23 protein-coding genes and 1 tRNA gene are annotated in these 24,604 nt (G+C 74.4%); 16 read left to right on the top strand and 8 right to left on the bottom strand.

What is annotated here, in order from left to right; all coding sequences use genetic code 11:
- The 3 genes from E4P41_RS08050 to E4P41_RS08040 form a co-directional block, all read right to left on the bottom strand.
- Entirely contained in the window at nt 1–1,506 is a 1,506-nt protein-coding gene (locus E4P41_RS08050) for a metallophosphoesterase (RefSeq protein WP_135140382.1), read from the bottom strand.
- Between the two features lie 87 nt (nt 1,507–1,593).
- The gene (gene wrbA / locus E4P41_RS08045) at nt 1,594–2,196 is read right to left on the bottom strand and encodes an NAD(P)H:quinone oxidoreductase (protein WP_209307595.1); all 603 of its coding nucleotides are present in this window, start codon (nt 2,194–2,196) and stop codon (nt 1,594–1,596) included.
- A 194-nt stretch (nt 2,197–2,390) separates the two neighbouring features.
- Complete coding sequence (locus E4P41_RS08040) at nt 2,391–2,891, bottom strand: GtrA family protein (RefSeq protein WP_245177183.1); 501 nt, start codon at nt 2,889–2,891, stop codon at nt 2,391–2,393.
- 192 nt (nt 2,892–3,083) lie between these two features.
- Between E4P41_RS08040 and E4P41_RS08035 the strand changes: the two genes are divergently transcribed.
- From E4P41_RS08035 to E4P41_RS08025, 3 genes are all read left to right on the top strand, one after another.
- Entirely contained in the window at nt 3,084–3,965 is an 882-nt protein-coding gene (locus E4P41_RS08035; protein WP_135140381.1) for a Rieske (2Fe-2S) protein, read from the top strand.
- Nucleotides 3,966–4,004: 39 nt separating this feature from the next.
- Nucleotides 4,005–4,850 carry a hypothetical protein gene (locus E4P41_RS08030; protein WP_135140379.1) on the top strand — a complete coding sequence of 282 codons (846 nt, stop codon included), beginning with the start codon at nt 4,005–4,007 and terminating at the stop codon, nt 4,848–4,850.
- Nucleotides 4,851–5,214: 364 nt separating this feature from the next.
- A tRNA-Lys gene (locus E4P41_RS08025) sits at nt 5,215–5,287 on the top strand.
- A gap of 141 nt (nt 5,288–5,428) precedes the next feature.
- Here E4P41_RS08025 and E4P41_RS08020 read toward each other — a convergent pair.
- Both E4P41_RS08020 and E4P41_RS08015 read right to left on the bottom strand, forming a co-directional pair.
- Entirely contained in the window at nt 5,429–6,946 is a 1,518-nt protein-coding gene (locus E4P41_RS08020; protein WP_135140377.1) for an NAD(P)/FAD-dependent oxidoreductase, read from the bottom strand.
- A 211-nt stretch (nt 6,947–7,157) separates the two neighbouring features.
- On the bottom strand, nt 7,158–7,991 hold the full coding sequence (locus E4P41_RS08015) for an alpha/beta fold hydrolase (RefSeq protein WP_135140375.1): 834 nt from the start codon (nt 7,989–7,991) through the stop codon (nt 7,158–7,160).
- Between the two features lie 496 nt (nt 7,992–8,487).
- Between E4P41_RS08015 and E4P41_RS08010 the strand changes: the two genes are divergently transcribed.
- From E4P41_RS08010 to E4P41_RS08000, 3 genes are all read left to right on the top strand, one after another.
- On the top strand, nt 8,488–8,706 hold the full coding sequence (locus tag E4P41_RS08010; protein ID WP_135140374.1) for a hypothetical protein: 219 nt from the start codon (nt 8,488–8,490) through the stop codon (nt 8,704–8,706).
- Nucleotides 8,696–9,460 carry a hypothetical protein gene (locus E4P41_RS08005; RefSeq protein ID WP_135140373.1) on the top strand — a complete coding sequence of 255 codons (765 nt, stop codon included), beginning with the start codon at nt 8,696–8,698 and terminating at the stop codon, nt 9,458–9,460. Before E4P41_RS08010 ends, E4P41_RS08005 begins: the two co-directional genes overlap by 11 nt.
- A gap of 291 nt (nt 9,461–9,751) precedes the next feature.
- Complete coding sequence (locus E4P41_RS08000; RefSeq protein WP_135140371.1) at nt 9,752–10,906, top strand: SPFH domain-containing protein; 1,155 nt, start codon at nt 9,752–9,754, stop codon at nt 10,904–10,906.
- An 85-nt stretch (nt 10,907–10,991) separates the two neighbouring features.
- Here the strand turns inward: E4P41_RS08000 and E4P41_RS07995 are convergent, their stop codons facing one another.
- Together E4P41_RS07995 and E4P41_RS07990 are read right to left on the bottom strand one after the other, a co-directional pair.
- Nucleotides 10,992–11,552, bottom strand: a complete 561-nt coding sequence (locus tag E4P41_RS07995; protein ID WP_245177182.1) for a Panacea domain-containing protein — start codon at nt 11,550–11,552, stop codon at nt 10,992–10,994.
- Between the two features lie 333 nt (nt 11,553–11,885).
- Nucleotides 11,886–12,260: a metalloregulator ArsR/SmtB family transcription factor gene (locus E4P41_RS07990; protein ID WP_209307594.1), complete on the bottom strand. Its 375-nt coding sequence runs from the start codon at nt 12,258–12,260 to the stop codon at nt 11,886–11,888.
- A 112-nt stretch (nt 12,261–12,372) separates the two neighbouring features.
- On the opposite strand from E4P41_RS07990, the gene arsB reads away from it, so the two are divergent.
- Complete coding sequence (arsB, locus tag E4P41_RS07985; protein ID WP_135140367.1) at nt 12,373–13,491, top strand: ACR3 family arsenite efflux transporter; 1,119 nt, start codon at nt 12,373–12,375, stop codon at nt 13,489–13,491.
- Nucleotides 13,488–13,907, top strand: a complete 420-nt coding sequence (locus E4P41_RS07980; protein ID WP_135140366.1) for an arsenate reductase ArsC — start codon at nt 13,488–13,490, stop codon at nt 13,905–13,907. Before arsB ends, E4P41_RS07980 begins: the two co-directional genes overlap by 4 nt.
- A gap of 24 nt (nt 13,908–13,931) precedes the next feature.
- Here the strand turns inward: E4P41_RS07980 and E4P41_RS07975 are convergent, their stop codons facing one another.
- Nucleotides 13,932–15,536 (bottom strand): EAL domain-containing protein, encoded by a 1,605-nt coding sequence (locus E4P41_RS07975; RefSeq protein WP_245177186.1) that lies wholly within the window; start codon nt 15,534–15,536, stop codon nt 13,932–13,934.
- A gap of 393 nt (nt 15,537–15,929) precedes the next feature.
- On the opposite strand from E4P41_RS07975, the gene E4P41_RS07970 reads away from it, so the two are divergent.
- From E4P41_RS07970 to E4P41_RS22640, 8 genes are all read left to right on the top strand, one after another.
- Nucleotides 15,930–17,261, top strand: a complete 1,332-nt coding sequence (locus E4P41_RS07970) for a glycosyltransferase family 2 protein (RefSeq protein ID WP_245177181.1) — start codon at nt 15,930–15,932, stop codon at nt 17,259–17,261.
- Complete coding sequence (locus E4P41_RS07965; protein WP_135140364.1) at nt 17,261–18,418, top strand: exosortase/archaeosortase family protein; 1,158 nt, start codon at nt 17,261–17,263, stop codon at nt 18,416–18,418. Before E4P41_RS07970 ends, E4P41_RS07965 begins: the two co-directional genes overlap by 1 nt.
- Nucleotides 18,415–19,470, top strand: coding sequence for an ATP-grasp domain-containing protein (locus tag E4P41_RS07960; protein ID WP_135140363.1), 1,056 nt, complete (start codon nt 18,415–18,417; stop codon nt 19,468–19,470). Before E4P41_RS07965 ends, E4P41_RS07960 begins: the two co-directional genes overlap by 4 nt.
- The gene (wecB, locus tag E4P41_RS07955) at nt 19,467–20,648 is read left to right on the top strand and encodes a UDP-N-acetylglucosamine 2-epimerase (non-hydrolyzing) (protein WP_135140362.1); all 1,182 of its coding nucleotides are present in this window, start codon (nt 19,467–19,469) and stop codon (nt 20,646–20,648) included. Before E4P41_RS07960 ends, wecB begins: the two co-directional genes overlap by 4 nt.
- A complete protein-coding gene (locus tag E4P41_RS07950; protein WP_245177180.1) occupies nt 20,642–21,370 on the top strand; it encodes an HAD family hydrolase in 729 nt (242 codons plus the stop codon). Before wecB ends, E4P41_RS07950 begins: the two co-directional genes overlap by 7 nt.
- Before the next feature lie 109 nt (nt 21,371–21,479).
- The gene (locus tag E4P41_RS07945; protein WP_135140361.1) at nt 21,480–22,043 is read left to right on the top strand and encodes a hypothetical protein; all 564 of its coding nucleotides are present in this window, start codon (nt 21,480–21,482) and stop codon (nt 22,041–22,043) included.
- Entirely contained in the window at nt 22,036–22,737 is a 702-nt protein-coding gene (locus E4P41_RS07940; protein ID WP_135140360.1) for a PIG-L deacetylase family protein, read from the top strand. Before E4P41_RS07945 ends, E4P41_RS07940 begins: the two co-directional genes overlap by 8 nt.
- Nucleotides 22,738–22,931: 194 nt before the next feature.
- On the top strand, nt 22,932–24,604 hold a 1,673-nt coding region (locus E4P41_RS22640), incomplete at its 3' end, for a DUF222 domain-containing protein (protein ID WP_209307593.1).

Here is a 24,604-nt window from a genome sequence, read left to right as displayed (position 1 = left end):
TCACCCCGTCGGGGAGGCGGGGGCCGTCGTCCGGGCCGGCGTCGAGGGGGCGGGGGTCGACGGGGCGCCGTCCGCCTCGCCGACGTCCGCCGCGGCGACGACCTCCCGCTCGATGGTCACCTCGGTCTGTCCGAGGCCCCCGAGGGTGATCTCGTCGTAGGCGGTGAGCTCGCCGGAGGTCGGGTCGAGGTAGAGCACCGTGCAGGTCAGCGGCTCGGGGAACTCACCCTGCAGGGCACGCAGCCCGGCCCCGCCGGTCGAGCCCTGCACCATCAGCAGCGTGCCCTCGTCGAGCCGGGTGACCTTCCGCTCGTGGGTGTGCCCGGCCAGGACCAGGGGGACGGCGCCGTCCAGCGGCGTCGCCTGCCCGGGGTCGTGCACCATCGCGATCGCCGGCGGCTCGGGCAGCGTCTCGACGAACTCGGCGAGGCCCTCGCCGGTCTCCTCGAGCGTCTCGGCGCCGTCGTCGGCGTCCGGGTCGGGGGTGAAGCGGGGGTCCGGTGTGCCGACGACCTGGATGCCGGCCACCGTCACGGCGGAGTCGTCCAGCACGGTGGCGTTCGGCTGTGCGGCGACCAGGCCGGCGGTGACGGCGGAGTCGTGGTTGCCGCGGATGAAGACGTAGGGCACGCCGAGGGTGCCGACCGAGCTGATCAGGTTGTTCTCCGGGGAGCTGCCCCAGTCGGTGAGGTCCCCGGTGTCGAGGACGCCGTCCACGTCGAACTGGGTGACCACCTGCCGCACCAGGTCGAAGCCGGCGGGGTTGAGGTGGACGTCGGAGACGTGCAGCAGGGCCACGCTGTCGTCGGCGCCGCCGGGCGGGGGCAGCGTGGACAGCGTCGAGTACAGCGTGCTGACGTTCGACACCAGGTCCTCGAGGGAGGAGCGGTAGGCGTCGAAGCGGGCCGCGATGTCCTGCGCGCTGCCGATCAGGCTGTTCGCGTTGACCAGCAGCCCGGTGTAGGTCGGCTGCGACAGCGCCTCGGGGCGCCACGTGGCTCCGGCCAGGCCGCCGATCCCGGCGACCAGCGCGGTGGACAGGCCGAGGGCGATCAGCGGCTCCCGGCGTCGCCGCAGCACCAGCAGGGACGTCGTCGTCGCCCCGCCGACCGCGGCGAGCGCGGTCAGCCACGCCAGCCGCTCGACGGCGTCGCGCAGGTCGTCGCTCACCCGGTCGACGAGGCCGTCGAGCCGGGCCGGGTCGGTGGCCAGCGCCGTCGCCCGGATCTCGTCGACCCGGCTGAGCTGGATCTCCAGCCGCAGCGGCCCGTCGTAGGCGTCGACCTGGAGGGCGCCCAGCGGAGGGATGTCGAGGGCGGCCCCGCCGCCGAAGGGCCGGAACGCCACCGTCGCGTCGAACGGTCCGATCGGCGCGGCCACCCGGCCGAGCAGCAGGACGCCCAGCCACGCTCCGGCCACGACCACGGACAGGCGGGTCGCCCACCGACCCACGTCGCGCAGGACGGCGGAGCGGGCCGAGGGTCCCGCGGTGCTCGGCTCGCTCATCCGCGCCAACCTAACGGCGGGGCGGGGCGGCGCGGCGCGACGGCCGGTGGCGGGCGTGTCCCGGCCGGCCGTCGCGGGGCGCCGGTGTCACGCCACGAGCTTGGCGGTCACCTCGGCCAGCCGGCGGCCCTGGTAGCGCGCGGCGGTCAGCTCGGCCTCGCTGGCGGTGGCGGACTTGCCGCCGGAGGCGTTGGAGACGCCGTAGGGATTGCCACCGGCCTCGAACAACAGCGGGTCGGTGTAACCGGGCGGCACGATCACGGCGCCGAAGTGCGAGAAGACGTTGAACAGCGTGAGGATCGTCGACTCGTTCCCGCCGTGGACGTTCTGGGCGCTGGTGAACGCGGTCGCGCCCTTGTTCGCCAGCTTCCCGGTGAACCACAGACCGCCGAGGGTGTCGATGAACTGCTTCATCTGGGCGGCCGGGGTGCCGAAGCGGGTCGGCGTCCCGAGGGCGTAGCCGTCGGCCCACTCCATGTCCGCCGGCGTGGCCTCCTCCACCTCGCCGGCCGTGGCGTCGACGTGGGCCCGCCACAGCGGGTTGGAGTCGATGGCCTCCTGCGGCGCGAGCTCCGGGACCCGGCGCAGGCGCACCTCCGCCCCGGCCTCGCGGGCACCGTCGGCCACCGCGGCGGCGAGCTGGTGGGTGTTCCCGGTGGACGAGTAGTAGACGACAGCGATGTTCGACACGAGGAGCCTCCGTTCCTGGTTGCACGTTCAACCACGTGCAGTGGTCGTGTGCTCAACCGGCGCGTGGCTCAAACACGCCGACGGGACACCGGCGATGTCCATGGCCTGTCCCCCGCACGCGGGAGGTGCCCCCATCCGCGCCCCCGGTCCGCTCCTCGCTCGCAGAGCTCGCTGTGATGCTCCCGCGGCTGTCGTCAGGCGGCCTCGGCCATCCGCGGACGGAACAGCCAGCGCAGCGCCACGAATCGCATCAGGCCGATCAGACCGGTCACCGCGGCGACGAGGGAGACCTGGACGACGACGGTCGCGTCGGGGACCGTCGAGTCGAGGATGCCGAGCGCGGCGCTGGTCGCCAGCAGGCCGATGACCGTGACGCCGCCGGCCTCCCACTGGGCGGTGAACCAGTGCACCCGCTCGCCGGCGTGGAAGGTGAGCCGGCGGTGCATCTCGTTGGCCAGCACGGTCGAGGCGGCCGTGGCGACGACGTGCGCCGGCAGGTAGCCCAGCCCCTCGAGAACGGTGAAGATCGCGGCGTAGAGGAGGGTCGTCGCCCCGCCGACGAGGACGAAGCGGACGAACTGCCCCAGGGTGTCCTCCGCCCGGACCCGGGTCGCGAAGCTGCCCACGGCGTCGCCGACCGCCGGGCGGCGGGACAGCATCGACGGGCAGGTCACGAGGTCTCCTCGGGTGGTCACGTGCTCCTTTGTGCACGGTCCACCTGGAAGTCGGCTGCGCACCAGTGGTTATCGCACTGGGAAGGGAAAGAAGCGCTGTGGAGTCGATCACCACTCGCCGAGCCTTCGGCGTGGCCGTCACTGTCGGATCGTTTCCCGCTACTGCCGACCGGAGACGGCATCGCCGCCGGTCGACGGGGGTAGGACGCCGCCATGAGCCTCATGGGGATCCTCGACCGGGTCGCGGACACGGCGACCTTCGACAAGGCGATCGAGCCGGCCCGGCGCGCCGTGCAGGCCGCCCTCAAGCCACAGACGTTCAAGGACCTGCTGCACGGCACGTGGCTGGGGCACCCGCTGCATCCGGTCCTCGTCCAGCTCCCCGTGGGGACCTGGACGTCGGCCGGCCTGCTCGACGCGATCCCACCTCTGCGGCCGGCCGCCACCGCCCTGATCGGGACCGGGGTGGTCGCCGCCGTCCCCGCGGCGCTGTCCGGCGCGGCCGACTGGTCGGAGCAGGGCATCGGCGTCCGGCGGCTCGGCGCGATCCACGCCATGGGCAACACGGTCGCGCTCGGTCTCTACGTCGGCTCGCTCGTCGCCCGCGCGAAGGGGCGCGGCGGGCTGGGGCGGGTGCTCTCCTACGGCGGGCTGGGCCTGGCGACCGGGGCGGCGGCCATCGGTGGGCACATGTCCTACGCGCAGTCCTCCGGCGCCTCCCACGCGGCGACGGCGGCCCGCGCGCTGAGCTCGGACTGGATCGACTGCGGGCCGCTCGACGACCTGCCCGAGGGGCGGCCGGCGCTGCGCAAGGGCCAGGGCGCGAGCGTCGACGTCCCGCTGGTCGTCGTCCGCCGCGGGACGCGGGTCGACGCCTTCGTCGGGGCCTGCTCACACCTGTCCGGGCCCCTCTACGAGGGGACCGTGCAGCAGGTGCGCGGCACGGACTGCCTGGTCTGCCCGTGGCACGGCTCGGCGTTCGACCTGGACGACGGCCAGCCGCGGCGCGGCCCGGCGGCCAACCCGCAGGACAAGCTCGAGATCCGCATGCAGGCCGGGCGGGTCATGGCCCGGCTCCCCGGCCGCGACCGGTAGGGCCCACGGCGGGCGCCGCCGTCCCTACGCTGCGGGGCCATGCGGCGGACGGCGCTGGTGGCGGTCGCGCTGCTGTGCGCCGCCTGCTCCGGCGCGGAGGGCGGGGCCGTGCCGCGGTCCGCTGCGGGGACGACGTCCGCGACGCCGGCGCTGCCGGCCGTGCCCGGGATCGCGGCGGAGGTGGTGCGCCTGCGCACCGACGCCGTGGTCGACGGGCAGGTGCACGTGCGGGTGACCGGCACCGGTGAGGAGCCGTTCACGGTGACCGGGGTGGCGATCGACTCGCCGGGATTCGCTCCGCTGCCGCCGAGCGCGCTGACCGCCGCGTTCGAGCCCGGCCGGGCCATCGACCTGCGCACCTCCTACGGCGAGCCGGTCTGCGCCGCGGAGGTCGGGCCGGTCGCCGCGTGGCTGACCCTGATCCGGCCCGATGGCACGGTGGAGGAGGTGCGCGTGCCGTTGGCCGGCGACGACCTGGACGCCGTCCACCGGGAGGAGTGCGCGGTCGCCTCGCTGCGCGCCGCCGCCGAGGTCGGCCTCACCGGGCTGGCCGCGACGGCCGAGTCGGTCACCGGGACGGTCGTCCTCACCCGGGTCGGGGACGACGACCGCGCCGTCACGGTGGTCGACGCCCGGCGCAGCATCGTCCTGGACGTCGCCGTCGACGGACTGCCGATGGAGCTCGAGCCGGGGGAGGAGCGGACGGCGGCGGAGGTGGAGTTCACCGCGGCGTCCTGCGAGCCGCACGTGCTGGCCGAGACCAAGCAGCCGTTCGTCTTCCCGCTGGCCGTCGCGGTGGGGAACGCCGAGCCGGTGCCGCTGCCCCTGCCGGTCGACGCGGCGCAGGAGGTCCTGCTCTGGGGCCTGCTGGACCGGATGTGCTGATCCGGGGATGGGTCCGGCCCGGCCGTCACGGGGGGAACGCGACGACCGGGCCGGGGCCTGGGGGCGCCGCTCGGGGCGCGCGCCCGGGGTCTGCGGCAACCGGGCGGACGCGACGGTAGGTGACTTGAGGGTCTCCAGTCATCACCTGAGCAGGTGAAACGCCGTGGTGAAGAGCACGGACCGTGAGGTTCGGGTTCGCCGGCGATCCGTCGGGGCACTGCCGCGCTCGTGTTCTTCTTCTTCTCCAACCGGCTCGGCTGTCTCGGCTCGCTGGCCATCTCCGCGCTGCTGACCCTGCTGGTCCTGCTGCTGTTCGACGTCATCTGAGCGGCGGCGGTCACCCGGGTAGCCTCGGCCTGACACGGGGCCTCTAGCTCAACCGGCAGAGCAGCTGACTTTTAATCAGCGGGTTCGGGGTTCGATCCCCCGGGGGCCCACCCTGAAGCTCGCTGACCTCCCGGGGTCCCGCGCCATGGCCATCCTTGCTGACTCGAACTGGGGTCCGCCCCCCGTGACCTCCTCGCCGGGGTCGTGGAGTGGGTGGAGTCCCACACCCACCCGCCCCTCCGGCAGCCGGCTCAGCGGTAGACGAGGGTCCCGTCGTCGAGGTCGGCCTTCGGCAGGACCTCCATCTCCTGCGCGTGCTCCATCATGTGGGTCCAGGGCTCCCGGTCGCCCTGCTTGAACAGCACGTGCTGCGAGCGCATGACGTATCCGGCGTTGAAGTTCTCCGGGTCGGACCACGGCCGGATCTGCATGTCGGCGTCCTCCGGCCGGAGGGTCGAGACGACCATGGTGGTGCCCTTCGCCTTCATCGTCTCGAACAGCCGGCAGACCAGGTCGCTGACGAGGTCGGCACGCAGCGTCCAGCTGTGCCGGAAGTAGCCGAACACGTAGGCCATGTTCGGCACCCCGCTGATCATGATGCCGCGCCAGGTGACCCGCTGCGGGAAGTCGACCGGTTCGCCGTCCACGGTGAAGGCGACGTCGCCGAGGACCGACAGGTTGAACCCCGTGGCGGTGACGACGACGTCGGCCTCGAGCTCCTCGCCGGAGCTGACGCGGATCCCTTTCTCGGTGAACGTCTCGATGGTGTCGGTGACGATCGAGGCCTTCCCCTCCCGCAGCGCCGCGAACAGGTCGCCCTCCGGGACGATCGCGATGCGCTGCTGCCACGGGCGGTAGCGAGGGGTGAAGTGCTTCTCGACGTCGAAGCCCTCGGGCAGCAGCGGCTTCAAGGACTCCATGAGGAACACGTGCAGCTCGTCGGGCGCCTCGTGCGACATGCGCGCCAGCTCGTTGAACTGGGCGGCGTAGGCCCGGCGGAGAATCTCGTGCGTCCAGTCCTCGGGGATGTCCAGCTGGCGCAGCGTCACGGCGAGCTCGTGGGTCAGGGGCGGGGCCAGGAAGTAGGAGGGGGAGCGCTGCAGCATCGTCACGTGCGCCGCCTCCTGCGCGATCGCCGGGATCAGCGTGGCGGCCGTGGACCCGGAGCCGATGACGACGACGCGCTTGCCGGCGAGGTCGAGGTCCTGGGGCCACTGCTGCGGGTGCACGAGCAGTCCCTCGAACCGGTCCATGCCCTCCCACTGCGGCTGGTAGGGCTTGGTGTGGTTGTAGTAGCCCTGGCACATCCACAGGAAGTCGGTGGTGAACTGCAGCTGCTCGCCGGTGTCGCCGCGCGTGACCTCCACGGTCCACCGGCGGTCCTCGGTGGACCAGCTGGCCGCGGTGACCCGGTGGTGGTAGCGGATGTGGCGGCCGAGGTCGTCCTCGTCGATGACCTCGTCGAGGTAGTTGAGGATCTCTTCCCCCGCGGCGATCGACGGGCCGCGCCAGGGCTTGAACCGGTAGCCGTACGTGAACAGGTCGCTGTCGGAGCGCACGCCCGGGTACCGGTGGGTCCACCAGGTGCCGCCTCGGTTGTCCTGTGCGTCCAGGATGACGAAGGACCGGTCGGGGAACTGCTCCTGCAGGTGGTGGGCGGCGCCGATCCCGGAGACCCCCGCCCCGACGATGAGGACATCGACGTGCTCCGTCTGGGACCTGTCGCTGCGTGGCTCCCGGGCGGTCGCCGGTTCGGTGGTCGTCGTCATGACTGGGACCTCCAGTGCGCGCGGAGTGACGCAGACCACACTAATGCCCGACGCGAGCGCCCTGAGGAGCGAAGCCCCACCCCGTCCTCGCGGCGAACCCGCGCCGTACCGCCCCGCAGAGACGGGATTCCGCCCGGTCCCACCGTGGACCGGTCGGCCACGGCCCACGGCGACCGGCTCCCGCGGGCCGGCGAAACTCCTCCGTCGCTCGTCAGGAGAGCGGGTGCTCCGCGAGGAAGTCCTGCACCAGAGGGAGGAACTCCTCGGCGCGCTCGACGCCGAGGGCATGGCTGGAGCCCGGGCCGGTGAACAGGTGCAGCTTCGCGCCGGGGATGGACTCGGCCACCTGCCGGCCGTGCCACGGCGGGGTGAGCAGGTCCTGCTCGCCGGCGATGACCAGTGTGGGCGTCGTGATGCCGCCGAGCCGGTCCAGCGTGTCGTGGGCCATGTCGGCGTCCCACTGCTCCACGGTGGTCCGGACCTGCTGCTCGGTGCTGGGGAACAGCGGCAGCAGCTGCTCGACCAGCTCGCCGAACTGCGGGCTGTCGAGCAGCTGGGGTGAGAAGGCGATCCCGAGGGCTCCGAGCGCGGCCTCGAGGTCGCCGGTGCGCCAGGGGTGCGCGAGCCCTGTGATCACCGCGCGCTGGAAGCCGTCGGTGCGGGCCCAGGTGCAGTAGAGGACGAGCGAGGCCACCCGCTCCGGAGCGGCCAGGGCGAGCTCCTGCGCGATGGCGCTGCCCAGGGAGTAGCCCAGGACGTGTGCCCGCTCGATGTCGAGCGCCTCGAGCAGCCCCAGGGCGTCCGACGCCAGCGAAGCGACGCTGATGTCTCCCGAGCCTCGCTCGGACCCGCCCATGCCGCGCAGGTCGTACGTGACCACGCGGTGGCGGCTGGCCAGGACCGGCGCGGGCTCTGCCCAGAAGCCCAGGGACTGGGTCGTCCCGTTGACGATCAGCAGCGGTTCCCCCTCGCCGTACTCCTGGACCGCGACGGCGATGTCGCCGACCCGGACGGTCCGCTGCGGGTGCGTGGTGGGTGGGGTCACGGCGTCTCCATCGCTGGTCGGTGGCGGGAGGGGAGGACGGGGCTGAGCACACCACAGGCGCGAGCCGTTCGGGAAGGACTCCCCTCGAGCCCGGCCGACGCGGCCGGCCCTGCCCTCGGCCCTGTCCGAGCGCCGGCGGTCACGGGCTCCGGACAGGGTGGCCACGGGGCTTCGTGTGCCGTCACGTCTCGTCGTCGGCTCGCCGCACCAGCGGCCGCTGCGCCGATCCGCCGGTACGACTCGCCGGTGGTCCGCCGGGGCGAGGCGTGACCGGGTGCCGCCGGGAGCCGTTCCACGCTCGGCAGAGGGTGGCAAGTCGACAAGGCAGTGCGCGCAAGAGCGGGTCGTCGGCCGCTGATCGGGGCCCACACAACGATCCAGTGACGGGGCCTCCCTGACCTCCGCCGACGGGGCCGGTCACGGCTGGACGGGACCTACGTTTCCGGCTGTCCGCGGCACTTCCCAGCCGCGACGGGACACGCCTGAGGAGACCTGCGTGAGCGCGCCTTCTGTATCCCTCCTCCGCTTCTCGAGAGCGACGGACGAGGGGCTGAGCCTGCTGATGGACCTGTTCGCGGTCGAGCCCTCCACGGAGGCGCGCTCGGGTCGTCCGGCCGACTGGCACCGGTTCGAGCTGAGGGCCCGGGTGCAGCGGTGGGTGCGTCGCGCGGCCGCCTGGGGCGCCGGTCCCGAGGGGGCCTGGCGTGCCTGGTGAGCCGGTCGTGACCGTGCTGGCCTTCCTCGGGCTGCTCGGGCTGGTCGTCGTGCTGGGCAGGAGCTCGACCGCCCGGTACGAGGCCGAGCGCGCCCAGGCGCAGGCACCGCAGCAGCAGTCCGAGGTCGCCGTGACCCATCCCGCCGGGCGGCGTACCCGTCAGCGTGCGGGCTGGTGGCTGGCCGACGGGCAGGCGGAGGACCGGTCGGGCGCCCGGGTCCTGGCCGGCCCCTTCCCGGACCGGATCGCGGCCGACTGGGCCGCGCTCTCCGGCGCGCTGCCCGCCTCGGCGCACGCCGTCTACGGCGTGCGGCAGGCCGACGGCGTACTGGGCCGGCGGCAGTCGCCCCAGGAGCGTGCCTGGCTCGCCGAGCTCGGCGGTCAGCTGGACCGGCTGTCCACCGACTGGGACGAGCGGCTGACGGACACCGACGAGTTGACCACGCTCCTGGTGGAGGTGAGCGCGGCGCTGGTCGAGGCCGGACTCGCCCTCTACGACTGCGCCGAGGACAGCGCGGCCGGCGGCGTGTGCCTGATCCCCGAACCCGGAGGCGGCGGCATCCTGGTCACCTGGCGCCAGCACGACCGGATGAGCGTCGACCACGTCCACGGTGCTGCGCTGGAGACGGCGGTGCAGCGGACGATGAACGCCGCGGTCGCCGACGTCCTGGCACAGATGGGTTTCCCTGTCACACCCGTCGGGACGTCCGGGTGCCACCTGGTGGCCTCCGAGCAGTCGGCGTCGACCTCCTGACGTGCCCCGGTCGCCGGGAAGAGAGGGCGGGCCCGACCGCCGTCCGCGGCTACCGTCCCGCTCGCCCGTGACCAGCAGCCGGGCGGCATCGCCGCCGCGGGTCCTGCGGGTCGGTCACGGCGTGCCAGATGGTCGAGCGTCTGTCCGACGCGCGGGTTCGACTCCCGAGGCCGTCCGACGCGCGGTCATCCCGGTTCCGGCGGTCTGCAGCGACCCGTGCGCTCCTCGCCGGCGCCCGACGGTGCGCCGGGCGGTCACCGCGCGCGGGACGACCGAGAGGAGGGCAGCGGGATGCGGATCGTGGTGCAGCAGTGGGAACGCGTGCTGCTCTACCGGGACGGCCGGTTCGAGGAGACGCTCGAGCCGGGCCGGCACCGCCGGCTGCGATGGCGGCGCCGCCGCGTCCGCGTGGTCGTCCGGCCCCGGCTGCTCGCCGTCCCCGGCCAGGAGGTCCTCACCGCCGACGGCCTGTCGGTTAAGGTCAGTCTCACCGTCGCCTGCCGGACGGCCGACCCGCGGCGCTGGTACGAGGTCGTGGAGGACACCGATGCCTTCGTCTACGCGGCACTGCAGGTCGCTCTGCGCGAGGCGGTGGCCGGCCGGACGCTCGACGAGCTGCTGACCGCGCGGGACACCGTCCCGCAGGACGTGCGGGAGCGGGTCGGGACGGCGGCCGAGGCGGTCGGCGTGGTCGTCGAGAGCCTCTTCCTGCGCGACGTGATGGTCCCCGCCGAGCTGCGGCGGGCAGCCGCCGAGGTCGCGACCGCCCGCGCGCAGGGGCAGGCCGCGCTGGAGCGGGCGCGCTCGGAGGTGGCGGCCACCAGGGCGCTGGCCAACGCCGCCCGGATGGTGGCCGAGCAGCCCGCGCTGCTCCAGCTCCGCACGCTGCAGGCCGTGGAGGCCGGCGCGGGGCGACCGTCGTGCTCTCGACCACCCACGGCGCGGAGCCGGGCGTCCGGCCCGCAGGCTGAGCGATCAGCGCGGAGCAGCCAAGGGCACGCATCACCGCCGCGGATCCGTCAGCACCCCGTGCGGGGTGTTGACGGATGCCGGCAGGCCGGGCGGAGAGACCGTTCCGCCGGCGCGGGCGCATGGGACAGGCGTTCACCGCCCGACGCGGAGCGTCGCCGAGCGAGCCATGGACCTCGGCCGCCTCGCGAAACGCGACTTCGGCTACTGCTGAACGTCACTCGATCGAGCCGCCGACCTCAGGTCCTCGCGGGCTGCCGAGCTCCCTGCCTACACCGGCCAGCTGAGACTGGCGAGGCTCTCGCAGCGGACAATGTGAGCCAACTCGACGACCCAGTAGCTACAGACCACCACCATGCCGTCGCGGTGCAGCGTGCCGGGCACGACGCCCCACCACAGGTTGGGAAAGCCAGGTTCTCGCTTGACGCCCTGGTATGGATCGTCCAGGCGCGTGAAGATCCATTCGACGACCCATGAACGGAGATCGTCCGGCGGGCGCTCGAGTTCATCCCAGGTCTGGAGGCATTCATCGAAGCCTTCAGAAATCCATGGGAGCCCGGAGCTAGTCACCGGCCGACAGGAAACGGCGCAAGGCTTCGATGGAATCCCGAGGCCGCGACTGTTGGGCATGGCGGGGATTGACATCTTTCAGCCAAGTGGTCACCGCGTGGGAGTCGGGTGGGGGCGTCTGACTGTCGCCCTCGTCCTCGTCCGCAACCTCGAAGTAGGAGCGGATGGATTCGTTCGGGATCCTGACGCTCTCGCCGGGGCGCCGACTTCGATTGGCCTCGCGCCAGGGGGCCTCGCTGTGGGTCAAGTGCTCCAGATCGGCCCCCGACAACGCGCCGTAGCGGCTGATGACATAGCCAATCGTGTTGAGCGTGGCTTCATCGAGTTCTTCGAGGTTCATGGGGACCTCTCCGGTCCGCTCCTCGTACCAGAGCTGCCCGACCACTGGTCCCATGTCCCAAGCGGAGATGGTCTCTCGGAACATCGGCTCACCGAATGTGGCGAGGTGGTGACCCTGGCAGTAGTACAGCAGCTTGTGCTGCTTCTTCTTGCCAAGTCCGGGGAGCCTGCGGCGCAACTCTTCCGCGATCACGTGCGCGCTGACGAAGGCCACGCCCGGAGAGTAGCCAGTTTCGCCTCGGGGGTGTGTGGGCCTCGCCGCATCGAACATGCGTTCGATGCTACAGCTCGGGTGTGATGAGTCCCGCCCGGCTGTACCGCTGGATCCGGATGCGCGGGTCGCGATCACCCAAGGGGTGATCCGAGGAGTGATCGATGCGGGCCTGCAGGTGGCACGGCCGGGCCGACAGATCCCGGTCTCGGCCTCGCTGCGCCGTCCTGGGTGGGTGATCGGCCGGGGACCTACTCGTCGACATCGAGAATCGGCCGATGCTCACGGTGCGGGCGCCACGGGATTTTCCGGTACGCCGGCGGTTCCGGCGAGACGTCAGCAGGCGGACGGGGGCAGGCTCCCGGCGTCGGCGGTGCTGAGCACCCCGGCCAAGGCGTCGAGGGCCCCCGGGACGAGCGCGTAGTACGCCCAGACGCCGCGCTTGTCCCGGGTGAGCAGCCCGGCGTCCACGAGCACCTTGAGGTGGTGCGACACCGTCGGCTGGGACAGGCCGAGCGGCTCGGTGAGGTCGCAGGCACAGGCCTCGCCGCCGGTGTGGGCGGCGACCAGGGAGAGCAGCCGCAGCCGGGCGGGGTCGGCGATCGCCTTGAGCAGCCGGGAGAGGTCGGTGGCCTCCTCGGTCGAGAGTGGACGGCGAACCAGCGGGGCGCAGCAGACGGCGGCCGGCGGGGGAGTGGCGTCGACGCTCACGGGACCAGTATGCCGACGAGATTGACGGGCGTCGATGCGCCGGGCAGGCTGAGGGATCGATGCGGGTCGATGCCCGCCCGAGCTCCCCCGTCCGGAAGGACCGTGCCGTCCCATGAGCGACACCGTCGCCGAGACCCCACGCCCGGCCACCGACGTCGAGACGCCGGTCCTCGCGCGGCTGTCGACCCTGGACCGCTTCCTGCCGGTCTGGATCGTCGCCGCGATGGCGCTCGGCCTGGCGCTGGGCCGCTGGGTCCCCGCCCTGGGCGACGTCCTGTCCGCGGTCGAGGTCGGCAACGTCAGCCTGCCGATCGCCGTCGGCCTGCTGCTGATGATGTACCCGGTGCTGGCGAAGGTCCGGTACTCCGAGCTGGGCCGGGTGACCGGTGACCGGAGGCTGCTGGTCGCCAGCCTGGTGCTCAACTGGGTGGTCGGCCCGGCGCTGATGTTCGCCCTGGCCTGGCTGCTGTTGCCCGACCTGCCCGAGTACCGCACCGGGCTGATCATCGTCGGCCTGGCCCGGTGCATCGCCATGGTCCTCGTCTGGAACGACCTGTCCTGCGGCGACCGGGAGGCCGCCGCGGTGCTGGTCGCGATCAACTCGGTCTTCCAGATCGCCGCCTTCGCGGCGCTGGGCTGGTTCTACCTCCAGGTGCTGCCCGGTTGGCTCGGCCTGCCGACGACGTCGGCCGAGTTCAGCGTCGGGGCGATCGTGCTCTCGGTCCTGGTCTTCCTGGGCATCCCGCTGCTCGCCGGCTTCCTCACCCGCACGGTCGGGGAGCGCACGGGGGGCCGTGCCTGGTACGAGAGCCGATTCCTGCCCAGGATCGGGCCGATCGCCCTCCACGGCCTGCTGTTCACGATCGTGGTGCTCTTCGCGCTGCAGGGCGAGACGATCACCTCGCGGCCCTGGGACGTCGTCCGGATCGCGCTGCCGCTGCTGGCCTACTTCGCGCTCGTGTTCGGCGGCTCGTTCCTGCTCGGGATGCGCCTGCGCCTGGGCTACGCGAAGACCTCGACGCTGGCCTTCACCGCCGCCGGCAACAACTTCGAGCTGGCCATCGCCGTGGCCATCGGCACCTTCGGCGTCGCCAGCGGCCAGGCTCTCGCCGGCGTCGTCGGCCCGCTGATCGAGGTGCCGGTCCTGGTCGCGCTGGTCCACGTGGCCCTGTGGGCCGCCCGCCGCTTCTTCCCCGGCGACCCGACCGTTCCCGTCAGGAGCACTCCGTGAGCAAGCCCAGCGTCCTGTTCGTCTGCGTGCACAACGCCGGCCGCTCCCAGATGGCCGCCGGCTGGCTGCGCTCCCTCGCGGGGGACGCCGTCGAGGTCCGCTCGGCCGGCTCCCTGCCCGCCGACCGGGTCAACCCCGCGGCGGTCGAGGCGATGGCCGAGGTCGGCATCGACATCACCGGCCAGCAGCCGAAGGTGCTCACTCCTGCGGCGGTCGAGGCCTCCGACGTGGTGATCACCATGGGTTGCGGTGACGCCTGCCCGGTCCTCCCGGGGAAGCGCTACCTGGACTGGGCGCTGGAGGACCCGGCCGGCAAGGGCGTCGAGTCGGTGCGCCCCATCCGGGACGAGATCGGGTTCCGGATCCGCGGGCTGCTGGCCGAGCTGGAGGTCCCGGTCCGCGGCGCTCCGGTCTGACGGCGGCCGGCCGACCCCGTCGACTCAGGAGCGCAGCGCCGCCGGCGCCGGGCCGGACCCGGTGGTCGAGGACTCGATCGCGGCCACCTGCGCGACCACCTCCTCGGCCGGACCCGGCCGGCCCAGCCAGTACCCCTGGGCCTCGTCGCAGCCGAACGCGACCAGCCGCTCCCACGTCCGTCGGGTCTCGACCCCCTCGGCGACCACCCGCAGCCCGAGGGCGTGCGCCAGCTCGATGGTGCTGCGGACGATGACCTGCCCGTCGTCGTCGAGTTCCATGGTGGAGACGAAGGAGCGGTCGATCTTGAGCGTGCTGACCGGCAGGCGGCTCAGGTAGGACAGCGACGCGTGCCCGGTGCCGTAGTCGTCCACGGACAGCGTCACGCCGAGCGCGCGCAGCCGGTGCAGGACGTCGAGCGCCTGGGTGGGGTCCTGCATCGCCGCGCTCTCGGTGACCTCCAGCTCCAGGCAGGCCGCCGGCAGGTCGTGGTCGGACAACAGCCCGGCGATCCGTTCGGGCAGCGCCGTGTCGAGCAGGACCCGGGCGGACAGGTTCACCGCGACGGTGAGCGCCCGGCCCTCGGCGCGCCAGCGGCGGCAGTCGGCCAGCGCCCGGGCGAGGACGACGTCGGTCAGCGGACGGATGAGCCCGGTGGCCTCGGCCAGGCCGATGAACTCCGCCGGGGGGAGCAGGCCCCGCTCCGGGTGCTCCCACCGGACCAGGGCCTCCACGCCCCGCACCTGCCCGTCGAGCAGGGCGGCCTTGGGCTGGTAGTGGACGCGCAGCTCACCGTCGCGGATGCCGCGGCGCAGGTCGCCGAAGACGCGCAGCTGGGCCGGGTCGTGCCGGTCCAGTTCCGGCGAGTGGACGACGACCCCGCGCCGGTCGGCCTTGGCGGCGTACATGGCCACGTCCGCGGCGCGCAGGAGCTCGGCCGGGTCGGCACCGGAGGTGGCCACGCCCAGGCTGCCGTCGACCTCCAGGGCGAGGCCGTCGACCTCGAAGGGGAGCCGGAGCGCGTCGAGCAGCCGGCCGGTGCTGCGATGGACGGCGTCGGGGGCGGCGCCGCGGAGCAGCACCACGAACTCGTCACCACCCAGCCGCGCGAGCACGTCGTCCTGGCGCAGCTCGCCGGCCAGCCGGTCGGCGACGGCGCGCAGCAACGCGTCCCCGACGGCGTGTCCCAGGGTGTCGTTGACCTCCTTGAACCGGTCGAGGTCCAGCATGACGACGGCCAGTTCCCGGCCGCCGGAGGCCACGTCGTCGACCGCTGCGGCGAGCTCCTCGGCCAGTCCGGCCCGGTTGAGCAGGCCGGTCAGCGGGTCCGTGCGCGCTCGCTCGCGCAGGTCCCGCTCGGCCTGCTCCCGACGGACGCACTCGGCCTTGAGGTCGGCGGCGCGCCGCTTCCCGAAGAAGACCATGAACAGGTGCGAGACGGCCAGCAGCAGGACGACGTCGTCCAGCGGGCCGACGGTCGACCGCGACCAGGCCCAGACCCGTCCGGGCAGGTCCCACAGCCCACTCGCCACCGCGACGACGAGCGTGAGCAGCGCCACCACGGCCGCCTCGCGGGCCACGGCCGACCGCAGCCCGGTGAGTGTCTCCGGCCGGTTGCCCGGCGTCGGCATGCCCACGGCTTCCTCCCTGATCGCGGACGTCCGTCCCCGCGCACGTCCCGCTTCCCCGACGGCACGAACGGAGGAGGACTTGAGCCGGCGGGACGGCCGGTTCCCCCGCCGGGGTCAGCAGGTGGCGTGCCGCTCCCTCCGGGCGGCCCAGCTGCCCGGGTGCCGGGGGCTTCGACTTGAGCCACGTCCGCTCCGTGCCGATGACGCACAACGGCGGAGTCCGCGCTCCGCCACAGGCCGCCGAGGGTGGGAGGGGAGGCCGTGGTCCGCGGACCGTCGACGCTCGGCCCCGGGCCCCCGCCTGCGGCCGACGTCCCCCCGGCTGCCGTCCCCCCAGGAGGCGGCGCGCCCGCCGGGGACCCCCACGCCGGCCGGCCCGAGGGCCGGCCACTGGTGTTGCTCGCCTACGCCTGCGGCTTCGCCATGGTGGCCCTCTTCCACGGTCTCGACGAGACCCTCGGTGTCGTCGCCGGCGTGCTCAACGTCGTCTTCGGCATCTACTTCTGCCGGCACCTCGGGTTCGCGGTGGCCGCCGCCCGCTGGGCCGAGCGGGACATGCTGGCCGCCGACGTCGGGCTGTCCACCTACACGCCCACGGTCGCGGTCTTCGTCGGCTGCAAGAACGAGGAGCTCGTCGTCGACGGGATGGTCACCGCGCTGCTCGCGCTCGACTACCCGGCCGACCGGCTCACCCTCGTCGTCGTCGACGACGGCTCGGACGACAGCACCGGCGCCCGGCTGGACGCGTGGGCCGCCCGCGAGCCGCGGCTGCGGGTGCTGCACCGGCCGCCGGGCTCCGGCGGCGGGAAGTCCGGCGCGCTCAACGACGCCCTCCACCTGGTGGACGCCGAGGTCGCCGTGGTCTTCGATGCCGACCACGAGCCGGAGCCGACGGCGCTGCGCCGTCTCGTCCGCCACTTCCGCGACCCGGTCGTCGGCGCGGTGATGGGGCGCTGCGTCATCCGCAACGGCCGCGACTCGCAGATGGCCTCGACGGTCTTCGTCGACTTCCTCTCCGGCTACCTGGTCAACGAGTACGGCCGGCAGGCGCTGTTCGAGCTGCCCGCGTACGGCGGGGCCAACTGCGCGGTGCGGATGTCCACGCTCCGCGCGCTCGGCGGGTGGAACCCGCACACGGTCACCGAGGACACCGACCTGACGCTGCGGGTGCTGCTGGCCGGCCAGCGCGTCCGGTACGACCTCTCCGCCGTCGACTTCGAGGAGGCGGTGGTCAGCGCCCAGCGCTTCTGGAAGCAGCGGTACCGCTGGGCCCGGGGCCACCAGAAGTGCTTCCGCGACTACTGGCGCCCGCTGATGCGGTGCCCGCACCTGTCGCTGGTCGAGAAGGTCGAGACGACGCTCTTCCTGCTCGTCTACCACGTGCCGCTGCTCAGCGGGATCGGCCTGCTGCTGACCGTGCTGCGCGCCTTCGGCATCGGCGACCTGCCGATCGTCGCGCTGCTGCCGTTGTCGATGCTGCTCTTCGTCGGCCCCCTGGCCGAGCTGTCCGTGGGGCTGCTCATCGGCCGGGTGGAGCGGCGGGCCGCCTGGCGGCTGCTCGGCTTCCTGCCCGCGTTCGCGCTGTCCATCTGGATCACCACCCGCGCCTACGTCGACGGCATGCTCGGCCGCCCCTACACCTGGGTGAAGACCTCCCGGTCGGGCGCGACGTCCACGGTCACGGTGGACCCGCCGGTGGTCGCGCCCGCCGGGACGGCGTCCTGATGGCGACCGCCGTCGCCGTGGCCCCGCTCCCGCGCGGCCGGCACCGGTACCGCCGTCCCCGGCGCAGTGGCCGGCGCCTCGTCCCGGTGCTGCTGGACCTGGGCCTGGCGGTGGTCATCTGCGCCGTCGGCTTCCGATACGGCGCCGGGTTCCTGCAGGTGCACGAGGCCCGGTGGGTCGCGAACGTGCTGATGTTCCTCGGCGTGGACTCGGTGTCGGCGTCCCTGGAACGGCACGTCCTGGTGTTCCGCCCCGACGGCGAGATCATCCTGGCCGAGGTCACCGAGTCCTGCTCGTCGATCCTGTCGGTCCTGGGTCTCACCGCGCTGACCGCCGTCGTCCTGCGCGGCCGGCGCCAGCACGCGGTCGCCGGGCTCGTCGTCGCCGTCGCCGCCCTGCTGGTGCTCAACCACGTCCGGCTGGCCGGCAGCACCGTCGCCGGCCTGGTGTGGGGCACCCCCGCGCTGGTCCTCTTCCACGACTGGGTGGGCACCGTCTGGAACCTGGCGGCCACCCTCGGCGGCTTCCTGCTCATGGTCTGCATCACGCTGCCGACCGCGGAGCGGGCCGAGCAGGACGTCGCCGGCCGGCACACGGCCCGCCGTCCCGACAGCTGGGCGCGGCCCGGCCTGGGCTACCGGCTGGCGGACGGCGACGTGCGCGTCGTCTCCCGTCGGGTCAACCTCGCCGGCCTGATGCACCGCTACGTGCTCCCGCGCCGGGTCTCCCGGTGGATGGGGGCGCGCCGGGAGGCGGGGCGCATCGACTACCGGATCGGGCACCTGCCTCCCGTCGAGCGGGCCGCACGGGTCCGGGCGCTGGCCGGCGACGGGCTGGGCGCACACGCCGCCTCCCTGGTGGCGGTGGCGACCTACGACGACGACCCGGCCGTGCTCGATGCCCTCGCCGAGGCGATCGCGGCCCGGCAGTGGGAGCCGGTGACCAACCACCGGGTGGGCGCCCTGCGGCTGTGGGCGCGGGGCTGGCTGTTGCAGCGCTCGGAGCGGGACGCCGCCCCCGGACCCGCCGTCGCGGCGCCCGAGCCGGCCACCGACCGGCTGCCGCCCACCGCCGTCCGCCCCGCCCTCCGACCGCCGACCCCCCGGCCGCGCAGCTCCGCCCCCACCCCCGCCCCGACGACCCAGGACGACCGATGACCCCCTCCCTGCCCCAGCCCCGCCCGCCCGCGGCTGCTCCGCCGCCGCTCGCCGACCCGACCGACGGTCCCGCCGTGCTCGTGACCGGCGCCGGTGGCCCGGCCGGCGTGGCGGTGGTCCGCCGGCTGGTCGCCCTCGGCCACCGGGTCGTCGCCGCCGACGCCGATCCCGCCGCCGCCGGGGGAGCGCTCGCGCACGTGCGCGTCACCGTGCCCCGCGGCGACCACCCCCGCTTCGTCGACGCGCTCATCGCGGTCTGCACCGACTCCGGGGTCGACGCGCTGGTCGGCACGGTCGCCGAGGAGCTGCCGTACCTGGCCGCCGGCGCCGGCCGGCTGACCGCGGCCGGCGTCGCCACCTGGCTGCCCCCCGTGGCCGCGGTGGCCCTGTGTTGCGACAAGGCGGCCTTCGCCCGGGCCATGGCGGCCGCCGGCGTGCCGCACCCGGCGACCGCCACTTGCGCCGCCGAGGTCGCCGGCGTCCCCGGCCCGTGGGTGGTCAAGCCGCTGGCCGGCCGGGGCAGCCGCGGCGTCCGGCTGCTCGACGACCGGGACACGGTGGTCGCCGCGCTCTGCGAGGACGCCGGTCTCATCGCCCAGACCCGCCTCGCGGGCCGCGAGTTCACCGCCGATGCCCTGGTGGACCGGGACGGCGCGCTGCGCGCGGCCGTGCCGCGGTGGCGGGAGGAGACCAAGGCCGGGATCTCGGTGAAGGGCCGCACCTTCGAGTCCCGGGCGGTGACCGACGTCGTCGCCGCGGCGCTGGCCGCCGTCGGGCTCACCGGGCCGGCCAACGTGCAGGGCTTCGTCGCCGACGACGGCGCCGCAACCGTCGTGGAGATCAATCCGCGCTTCTCCGGAGGCCTGCCGCTCACGCTCGCGGCCGGGGCGGACGTCGTCGGCGCGTACCTGTCCGGTGTCCGTGGCGCCCCGGTACCGGAGCTGTCCTTCCGGCCGGGCGTGGCGATGAGCCGCTACTTCGCCGAGACCTACACCAGCGACGACGGCAGCCCCGTCGTCGACCCCTGCGCGCCCGCGGCGGTGACCGCGTGACCGAGCTCGCGAGGTCACGGAACGGGCAGGGCAGCCGCAGCCGGCACGTCCTGGTGCCGTTCGGCACCCGGCCCGAGGTGGTCAAGCTGGCCCCGGTCGTCGCCGCCCTGCGGAGCGCCGGTCACCGGGTGAGCGTCGTCGACACCGGCCAGCACACCGACCCGGAGATGGGCGCGCAGCTGCAGGCTGCGCTCGGCCTCGTCCCCGGGCACCGCTTCGGGCTGCCGACCGACCCGGCCGGCCGGACCGGCGCCCTGCACGCCGACGCGTTCCGGGCGTTCCGCCTGTTCGCTCCCGACCTGGTGCTCGCCCTCGGCGACACCAACACCGTGCCGGCCTACGCGCTGGCCGCCCGAGCCGCGGGGGTGCCCTTCGCCCACCTCGAGGCCGGGCTGCGCAGCCTCAACCCGCGCAGCGTCGAGGAGGTCAACCGCCGGGTCGCCGCCGCGGTCGCCCAGCTGCACTTCGCGCCGACCAAGCGCGCCGCGGCCTTCCTGGCCGACGAGGGGGTCGCCGCGGAGCGCGTCTTCGTCGTCGGCAACCCGGTCATCGACACGCTCGTCGCCCGTGGCGTCCGTCGGGTGCCGCTCGCCGAGCGGTCCGGCGTGCTGGTCACCGCGCACCGGCCGACCAACGTCGACGACCCGGTCCGCCTGGCCCGTCTCGTCGGCGTGGTGCGGGCGCTGGCCGAGCAGGTGGGGCCGGTGACCTTCCCGGTGCACCCCCGCACGGCGGCCCGCCTGTCGGACACCGGCCTCGGTACGCAGCTGGAGCACCCGGGCGTGAGGCTGACCGGCCCCGTCTCGTACGACGTCCTCCTGGCCGCGCTGGCCACGGCGCGGTTGGCGGTCACCGACTCGGGCGGCATCCAGGAGGAGGCCGCCTACCTCGGCGTCCCAGTGGTGGTGCTGCGCGGCTCGACGCCGCGCTGGGAGGGGGTGGAGGCGGGGACGACGACCCTCGCCTCGCTGGCCGACGACCGGGCGGCGGCCGCGGTGCTGTCCGCCGCGGCCGGGCACACCAGCCCGGAGGGGCAGGAGCGGGCCGCGACGGCGCCGTGCCCGTACGGCGACGGCACGACCGGGCCGCAGGTGGCCGCCGTCCTCGCCGACGAGCGCACCGACGCTCTGCTGGCCCTCGACGAGCCGGACTTCACCGACGGTCGGCTGCCGTGGTGACGGGACCCGCGCCGCTGGGTGTGGTCGTCGACCTCGACGACACGCTCTACCCGCAGGCCGACTACCTCGCCTCCGCCGCTGCCGCGGTCGGGGTCGCGGCGGGCCACGCGGGGCTGGACGGCGCGGCCGTGCACGCCGCGCTGCGGAAGGAGCTCGCCGCGGGGTCGGACGCCGGGGGCACGATCGACCGGGCGCTGCTCGCGGTGGGCGTGCCGGCGTCGTCCCTGTCCGCCCTGGTGCCACCGCTGGTGGCGGCGTTCACACAGCACACGCCACCGCGGCTGTCGCCGTACCCGGGCGCCGAGGAGGCGCTGTGCGCGCTGGCCGCGGCCGCACCGCTGGCCTGTCTCACCGACGGCAACCCGGCCATCCAGGCGGCGAAGGTGGCCGCGACCGGCCTGGGGCGCCTGCTGCCGGTCGTCGTCGTCACCGACGCCCTCGGCGGGCGCGCCGTCCGCAAGCCGCACCCGACCGGCCTCGTCGCCGTCGCCGCGCGGCTGGGACTGCCGCCCGACCGGCTGCTGGTGATCGGCGACCGCCCGGGCAAGGACGTCGCCGTGGCGGCCGCCGTCGGCGCCCGCGCCGTCCGCATCCGGCAGGGCGAGTACGCCACCGCCCCCGACGAGCCGCGCGCCTGGGCGGTCACCGACACCTTCCCCGCCGCGGCCGAGCTCGCCCTGGGTCTGCTCGGGGCCGACGCGGCGGCGCTGTCTCCGGGATGACCTCACCCCTCCGGGGGAGATCGCGCTGTCGGTTCTACAGCGCGAGCCCGGGGATGCCGATGCGTCCCCGACGGGCGGATCGGCCGCCCCGGACACGAGGACGCATGTCATGGACGGCCGCAAGAGGTCTTCGAGGGCACGGCGCGCTGGCGCGCGTGTCACCCGTGCCGCGCTGGTCGCGGTCATCGCCGCGGTGGGGCTGCTCGCCGCACCCGGCACGGCGTCGGCCAACTGGAAGGTGCAGCCGATCCTGGACTGCCACGTGGAGAACCAGGACGGCTCCCGGACGCTCGTCGTCGGATACACGAGCTACACCAGGGACGGGTGGCGCATCCAGCACGGCAAGAAGAACGGCCTGTTCCCGTCGCGGCTCCAGGGCGTGCAGCCGACCGTCTTCGAATCGGGCACCGTGCACGGCGCCTTCACGGTTCGCGTGACCGCGGCCGAGCTCGGCGCGGGGGCGCGGTGGGAACTCGACGGCTATGTCCTCGACTTCGCGGCCGCCTCCGGCACCTCCCCGGCCTGCCCCTCGTCGACGGAGCTGCCGGAGGAGGGCAACGGGACCGGGCCGGCGATCGGGCTGGTGGCGGCTGGGATGGTCGGCGCGGTGCTGGTGCACCGGGCGAACCGGCGGGCTCGTGCGCTGGCTGGGGCGGGCCGCTCCGATGCGTAGGGTCCTGGCGGTCGGGGCGCACCCCGACGACATCGAGCTGGGGTGTGGCGCCACTCTGCTCGCGCACGCCGCGGCCGGGGACGCGGTGACGATGCTCGTGATGACCGGCGGCGAGAACGGCCCGGGGGACGACGCCGCGGTCGTGGGTCGCCGGGTCGAGCAGGAGCAGGCGGCGCGGACGCTGGGCGCCCGGCTGCTCTGGGGCGGGCTGCGGGACTGCACGGTCGTTCCGGATGCGGCGACGGTCGCGGTGGTGGAGCGCGCGCTGCGGGAGACCGACGCCGACGTGGTGTACGTGCATGCACCGGAGGACAGTCATCAGGACCACCGGGCGGTGGCGGCGGCGACGTTGTCGGCGGCGCGCCGACTGTCGCGAGTCATGCACTACCAGAGCCCGTCGACGCTGACCTTCACCCCGACGACGTTCGTGGACGTGACGGCGTATCTGTCGGGGAAGTTGGCGGCGCTGGGCGCGCACGCCTCGCAGGTGGAGATGTCGGCGATGGTGGAGCCGGACGCGGTGGTGGCCTCGGCGAGGCACTGGGGTGCACAGGCGCGGATCGGTTACGCCGAGGCCTTCGCGCCGACCCGGATGGTGATCGACCTGATGCCCACCCCGCGTCGCCCGGCGGCCGAGGTGCCCGATGCCTACCGGCTGACCCTGTCGGCCTCGCTGGCGGCCACGAGCCGCTGACGTCCCTCCCGCGTAGCCCGGTGCTCGAGACCGGTACTTCCGTCCCGAGCACCGGCCTCGAGCCGTTACCCGCCCCCATCTCGAGCCGGGTGCCCGGTTCGGCTCCCTCTCGTGCACCCGGCTCGTGCCGGTGACCAGCCCGTTCTCCGCCGCGCGGCTTGCGACTGTCGTCGCTCGAACGTATGATCGAGGGCATGGACGGCGGGACGCAGACCGGCACTCCGGGTGCTGGCGCGCCTGCCGTGGGGTGGGCGTCGGGGCCGCTGGGGGTGGTGCAGGCCGCGTCACGGGAGATCGCCCGGGCCACGGCGGTGCGGGCGCGGGCGGTGGCGGAGTTCGCCGCCTCCCGGCCGGCGTCGGCGGATCGGGCGCAGGGTGAGCGCGGTGCGATGAGTGCCGAGCGGTGGGCGGCGCGGGCCGAGGTGTTGCGCCCGATCTCGGAGTGGGCCACGCCGGAGGTGGCGATCGCGCTGAACCTGACCCGGCAGGGCGCCGAGCGGCTGCTGGCCGAGTCGCTGATCCTGGTGCACCGGCTGCCGGCGACGCTGGCGGCGCTGGAGGCCGGGGTGCTGCACGCCGGGCATCTGTGGCATCTGATCGACAAGGTCGCCCCGGTCGCCGACGACGTGGTGCGGGCGGAGGTCGAGGCCGAGCTGATCGCCTGGATGGGCCGGCGGCAGACGGTCACCTCGCCGGCGCAGCTGGGGGACAAGGCCCGCCGGATCGTCGCCCAGCGCGACGCGGCCGCGGCGGCGCGGCGGTTGGCCCGGGCGCTGACGGAGCGGGGGATCTCGTTGCGGCCGGAGCGGGCCGAGGGGATGGCCGCGCTGACCGTGGTGTGCACGATGCCCGAGGCGCGGGCGCTGCACGCCGCGCTGGTGCGGTACGCCGACGCGCTGGCCGACGACCCCGACGGTCCGGACGGTCCGGAGGGGTCGGAGGGGCCGGTGCGGACGCGGGGGCAGAAGATGGTCGACGCGCTGCTGGACCTGGTGCTGCGCCCCGGTGAGACCGACCTGCCGCCGGTGCGGGTGCTGCTGTCCGTCGTGGCGTCGGTGGGCACGCTGCTGGGTGGGGACGCTCCGGCGGAGGTGGATGGGGAGCTGGTGCCCGCGGAGATGGCCCGCCAGCTGGTGCGCGCCTTCGCCGGCCTGGGCCGGGTTTCCACACCTGCTGCGACGGACGCCGCCGATCCGGCGAACCCGACGGAGCCCGCCGACCCGGCCGCCCCGGCCGAGTCCGCTCCGGCCGGTTCGGGCGTTGGGGTCGATGAGCCGGTCGACGCCTCGGAGGAGGACCCGGCCGGTCTGGGCGCCGAGGCCGGCGAGCCGGTCGGCGCGCCGGAGGAGGAGCCGGCCGGCTCGGGCGGTAAGGCCGATGAGCCGGTGAACGCCCCGGACGAGCACCCGGTCGGCCCGGGCGCCGAGGCCGTGCCGACCGGGCCGAGCGACTGGTTCGACGATCCGGCGTGGTGGGCCGAGGCCGAACGCCGGATCGCCGCCGGTGACTTCTCCGGCGCCGGGCTGCCCGGCTGGTCGGCGTTCCTCGGGGATGCGGTCGAACCCGGCGAGCCGTACCGGTCGGAGACCATCCACCCGCCGGACTGGGTCACCGATCCGGTCGAGCGGGCGGAGTGGATCGCCGCCGGGCAGGAGTTGGAGTGGAGCCTGGACCTCCAGCCGGCGATCCCGGCTCGACCTCCGCACGCCGGGCCGCCACCGCAGGCCGCATCCCCGGACGCCGACCCGCCGCCGCACGCGGCCGGGCCGCCACCGCCAGATGCCGACCGGCCACCGTCGGATGGTTGGTGGGCGGCCGCCGACCGCGCGGTGGACGACGCCGGGGCCGCGGTGCACGCCGCGCGGTT

It is taken from the genome of Geodermatophilus sp. DF01-2 (genome assembly GCF_004571065.1).
In the GTDB taxonomy this organism is placed as follows: Bacteria; Actinomycetota; Actinomycetes; order Mycobacteriales; family Geodermatophilaceae; genus Geodermatophilus.
This window is presented reverse-complemented; position numbering and strand designations above follow the sequence as displayed.

Excerpts from the sequence above, each read along its gene's own strand:
- E4P41_RS08030 (WP_135140379.1), top strand. The coding sequence starts at position 4,005 with ATGCGGCGGACGGCGCTGGTGGCGGTCGCGCTGCTGTGCGCCGCCTGC.
- E4P41_RS07975 (WP_245177186.1), bottom strand. The coding sequence starts at position 15,536 with ATGCCGACGCCGGGCAACCGGCCGGAGACACTCACCGGGCTGCGGTCG.
- E4P41_RS07965 (WP_135140364.1), top strand. The coding sequence starts at position 17,261 with ATGGCGACCGCCGTCGCCGTGGCCCCGCTCCCGCGCGGCCGGCACCGG.
- E4P41_RS07945 (WP_135140361.1), top strand. The coding sequence starts at position 21,480 with ATGGACGGCCGCAAGAGGTCTTCGAGGGCACGGCGCGCTGGCGCGCGT.
- E4P41_RS08050 (WP_135140382.1), bottom strand. The coding sequence starts at position 1,506 with ATGAGCGAGCCGAGCACCGCGGGACCCTCGGCCCGCTCCGCCGTCCTG.
- E4P41_RS08035 (WP_135140381.1), top strand. The coding sequence starts at position 3,084 with ATGAGCCTCATGGGGATCCTCGACCGGGTCGCGGACACGGCGACCTTC.
- E4P41_RS08020 (WP_135140377.1), bottom strand. The coding sequence starts at position 6,946 with ATGACGACGACCACCGAACCGGCGACCGCCCGGGAGCCACGCAGCGAC.
- E4P41_RS07940 (WP_135140360.1), top strand. The coding sequence starts at position 22,036 with ATGCGTAGGGTCCTGGCGGTCGGGGCGCACCCCGACGACATCGAGCTG.
- E4P41_RS08000 (WP_135140371.1), top strand. The coding sequence starts at position 9,752 with ATGCGGATCGTGGTGCAGCAGTGGGAACGCGTGCTGCTCTACCGGGAC.
- E4P41_RS07960 (WP_135140363.1), top strand. The coding sequence starts at position 18,415 with ATGACCCCCTCCCTGCCCCAGCCCCGCCCGCCCGCGGCTGCTCCGCCG.
- arsB (WP_135140367.1), top strand. The coding sequence starts at position 12,373 with ATGAGCGACACCGTCGCCGAGACCCCACGCCCGGCCACCGACGTCGAG.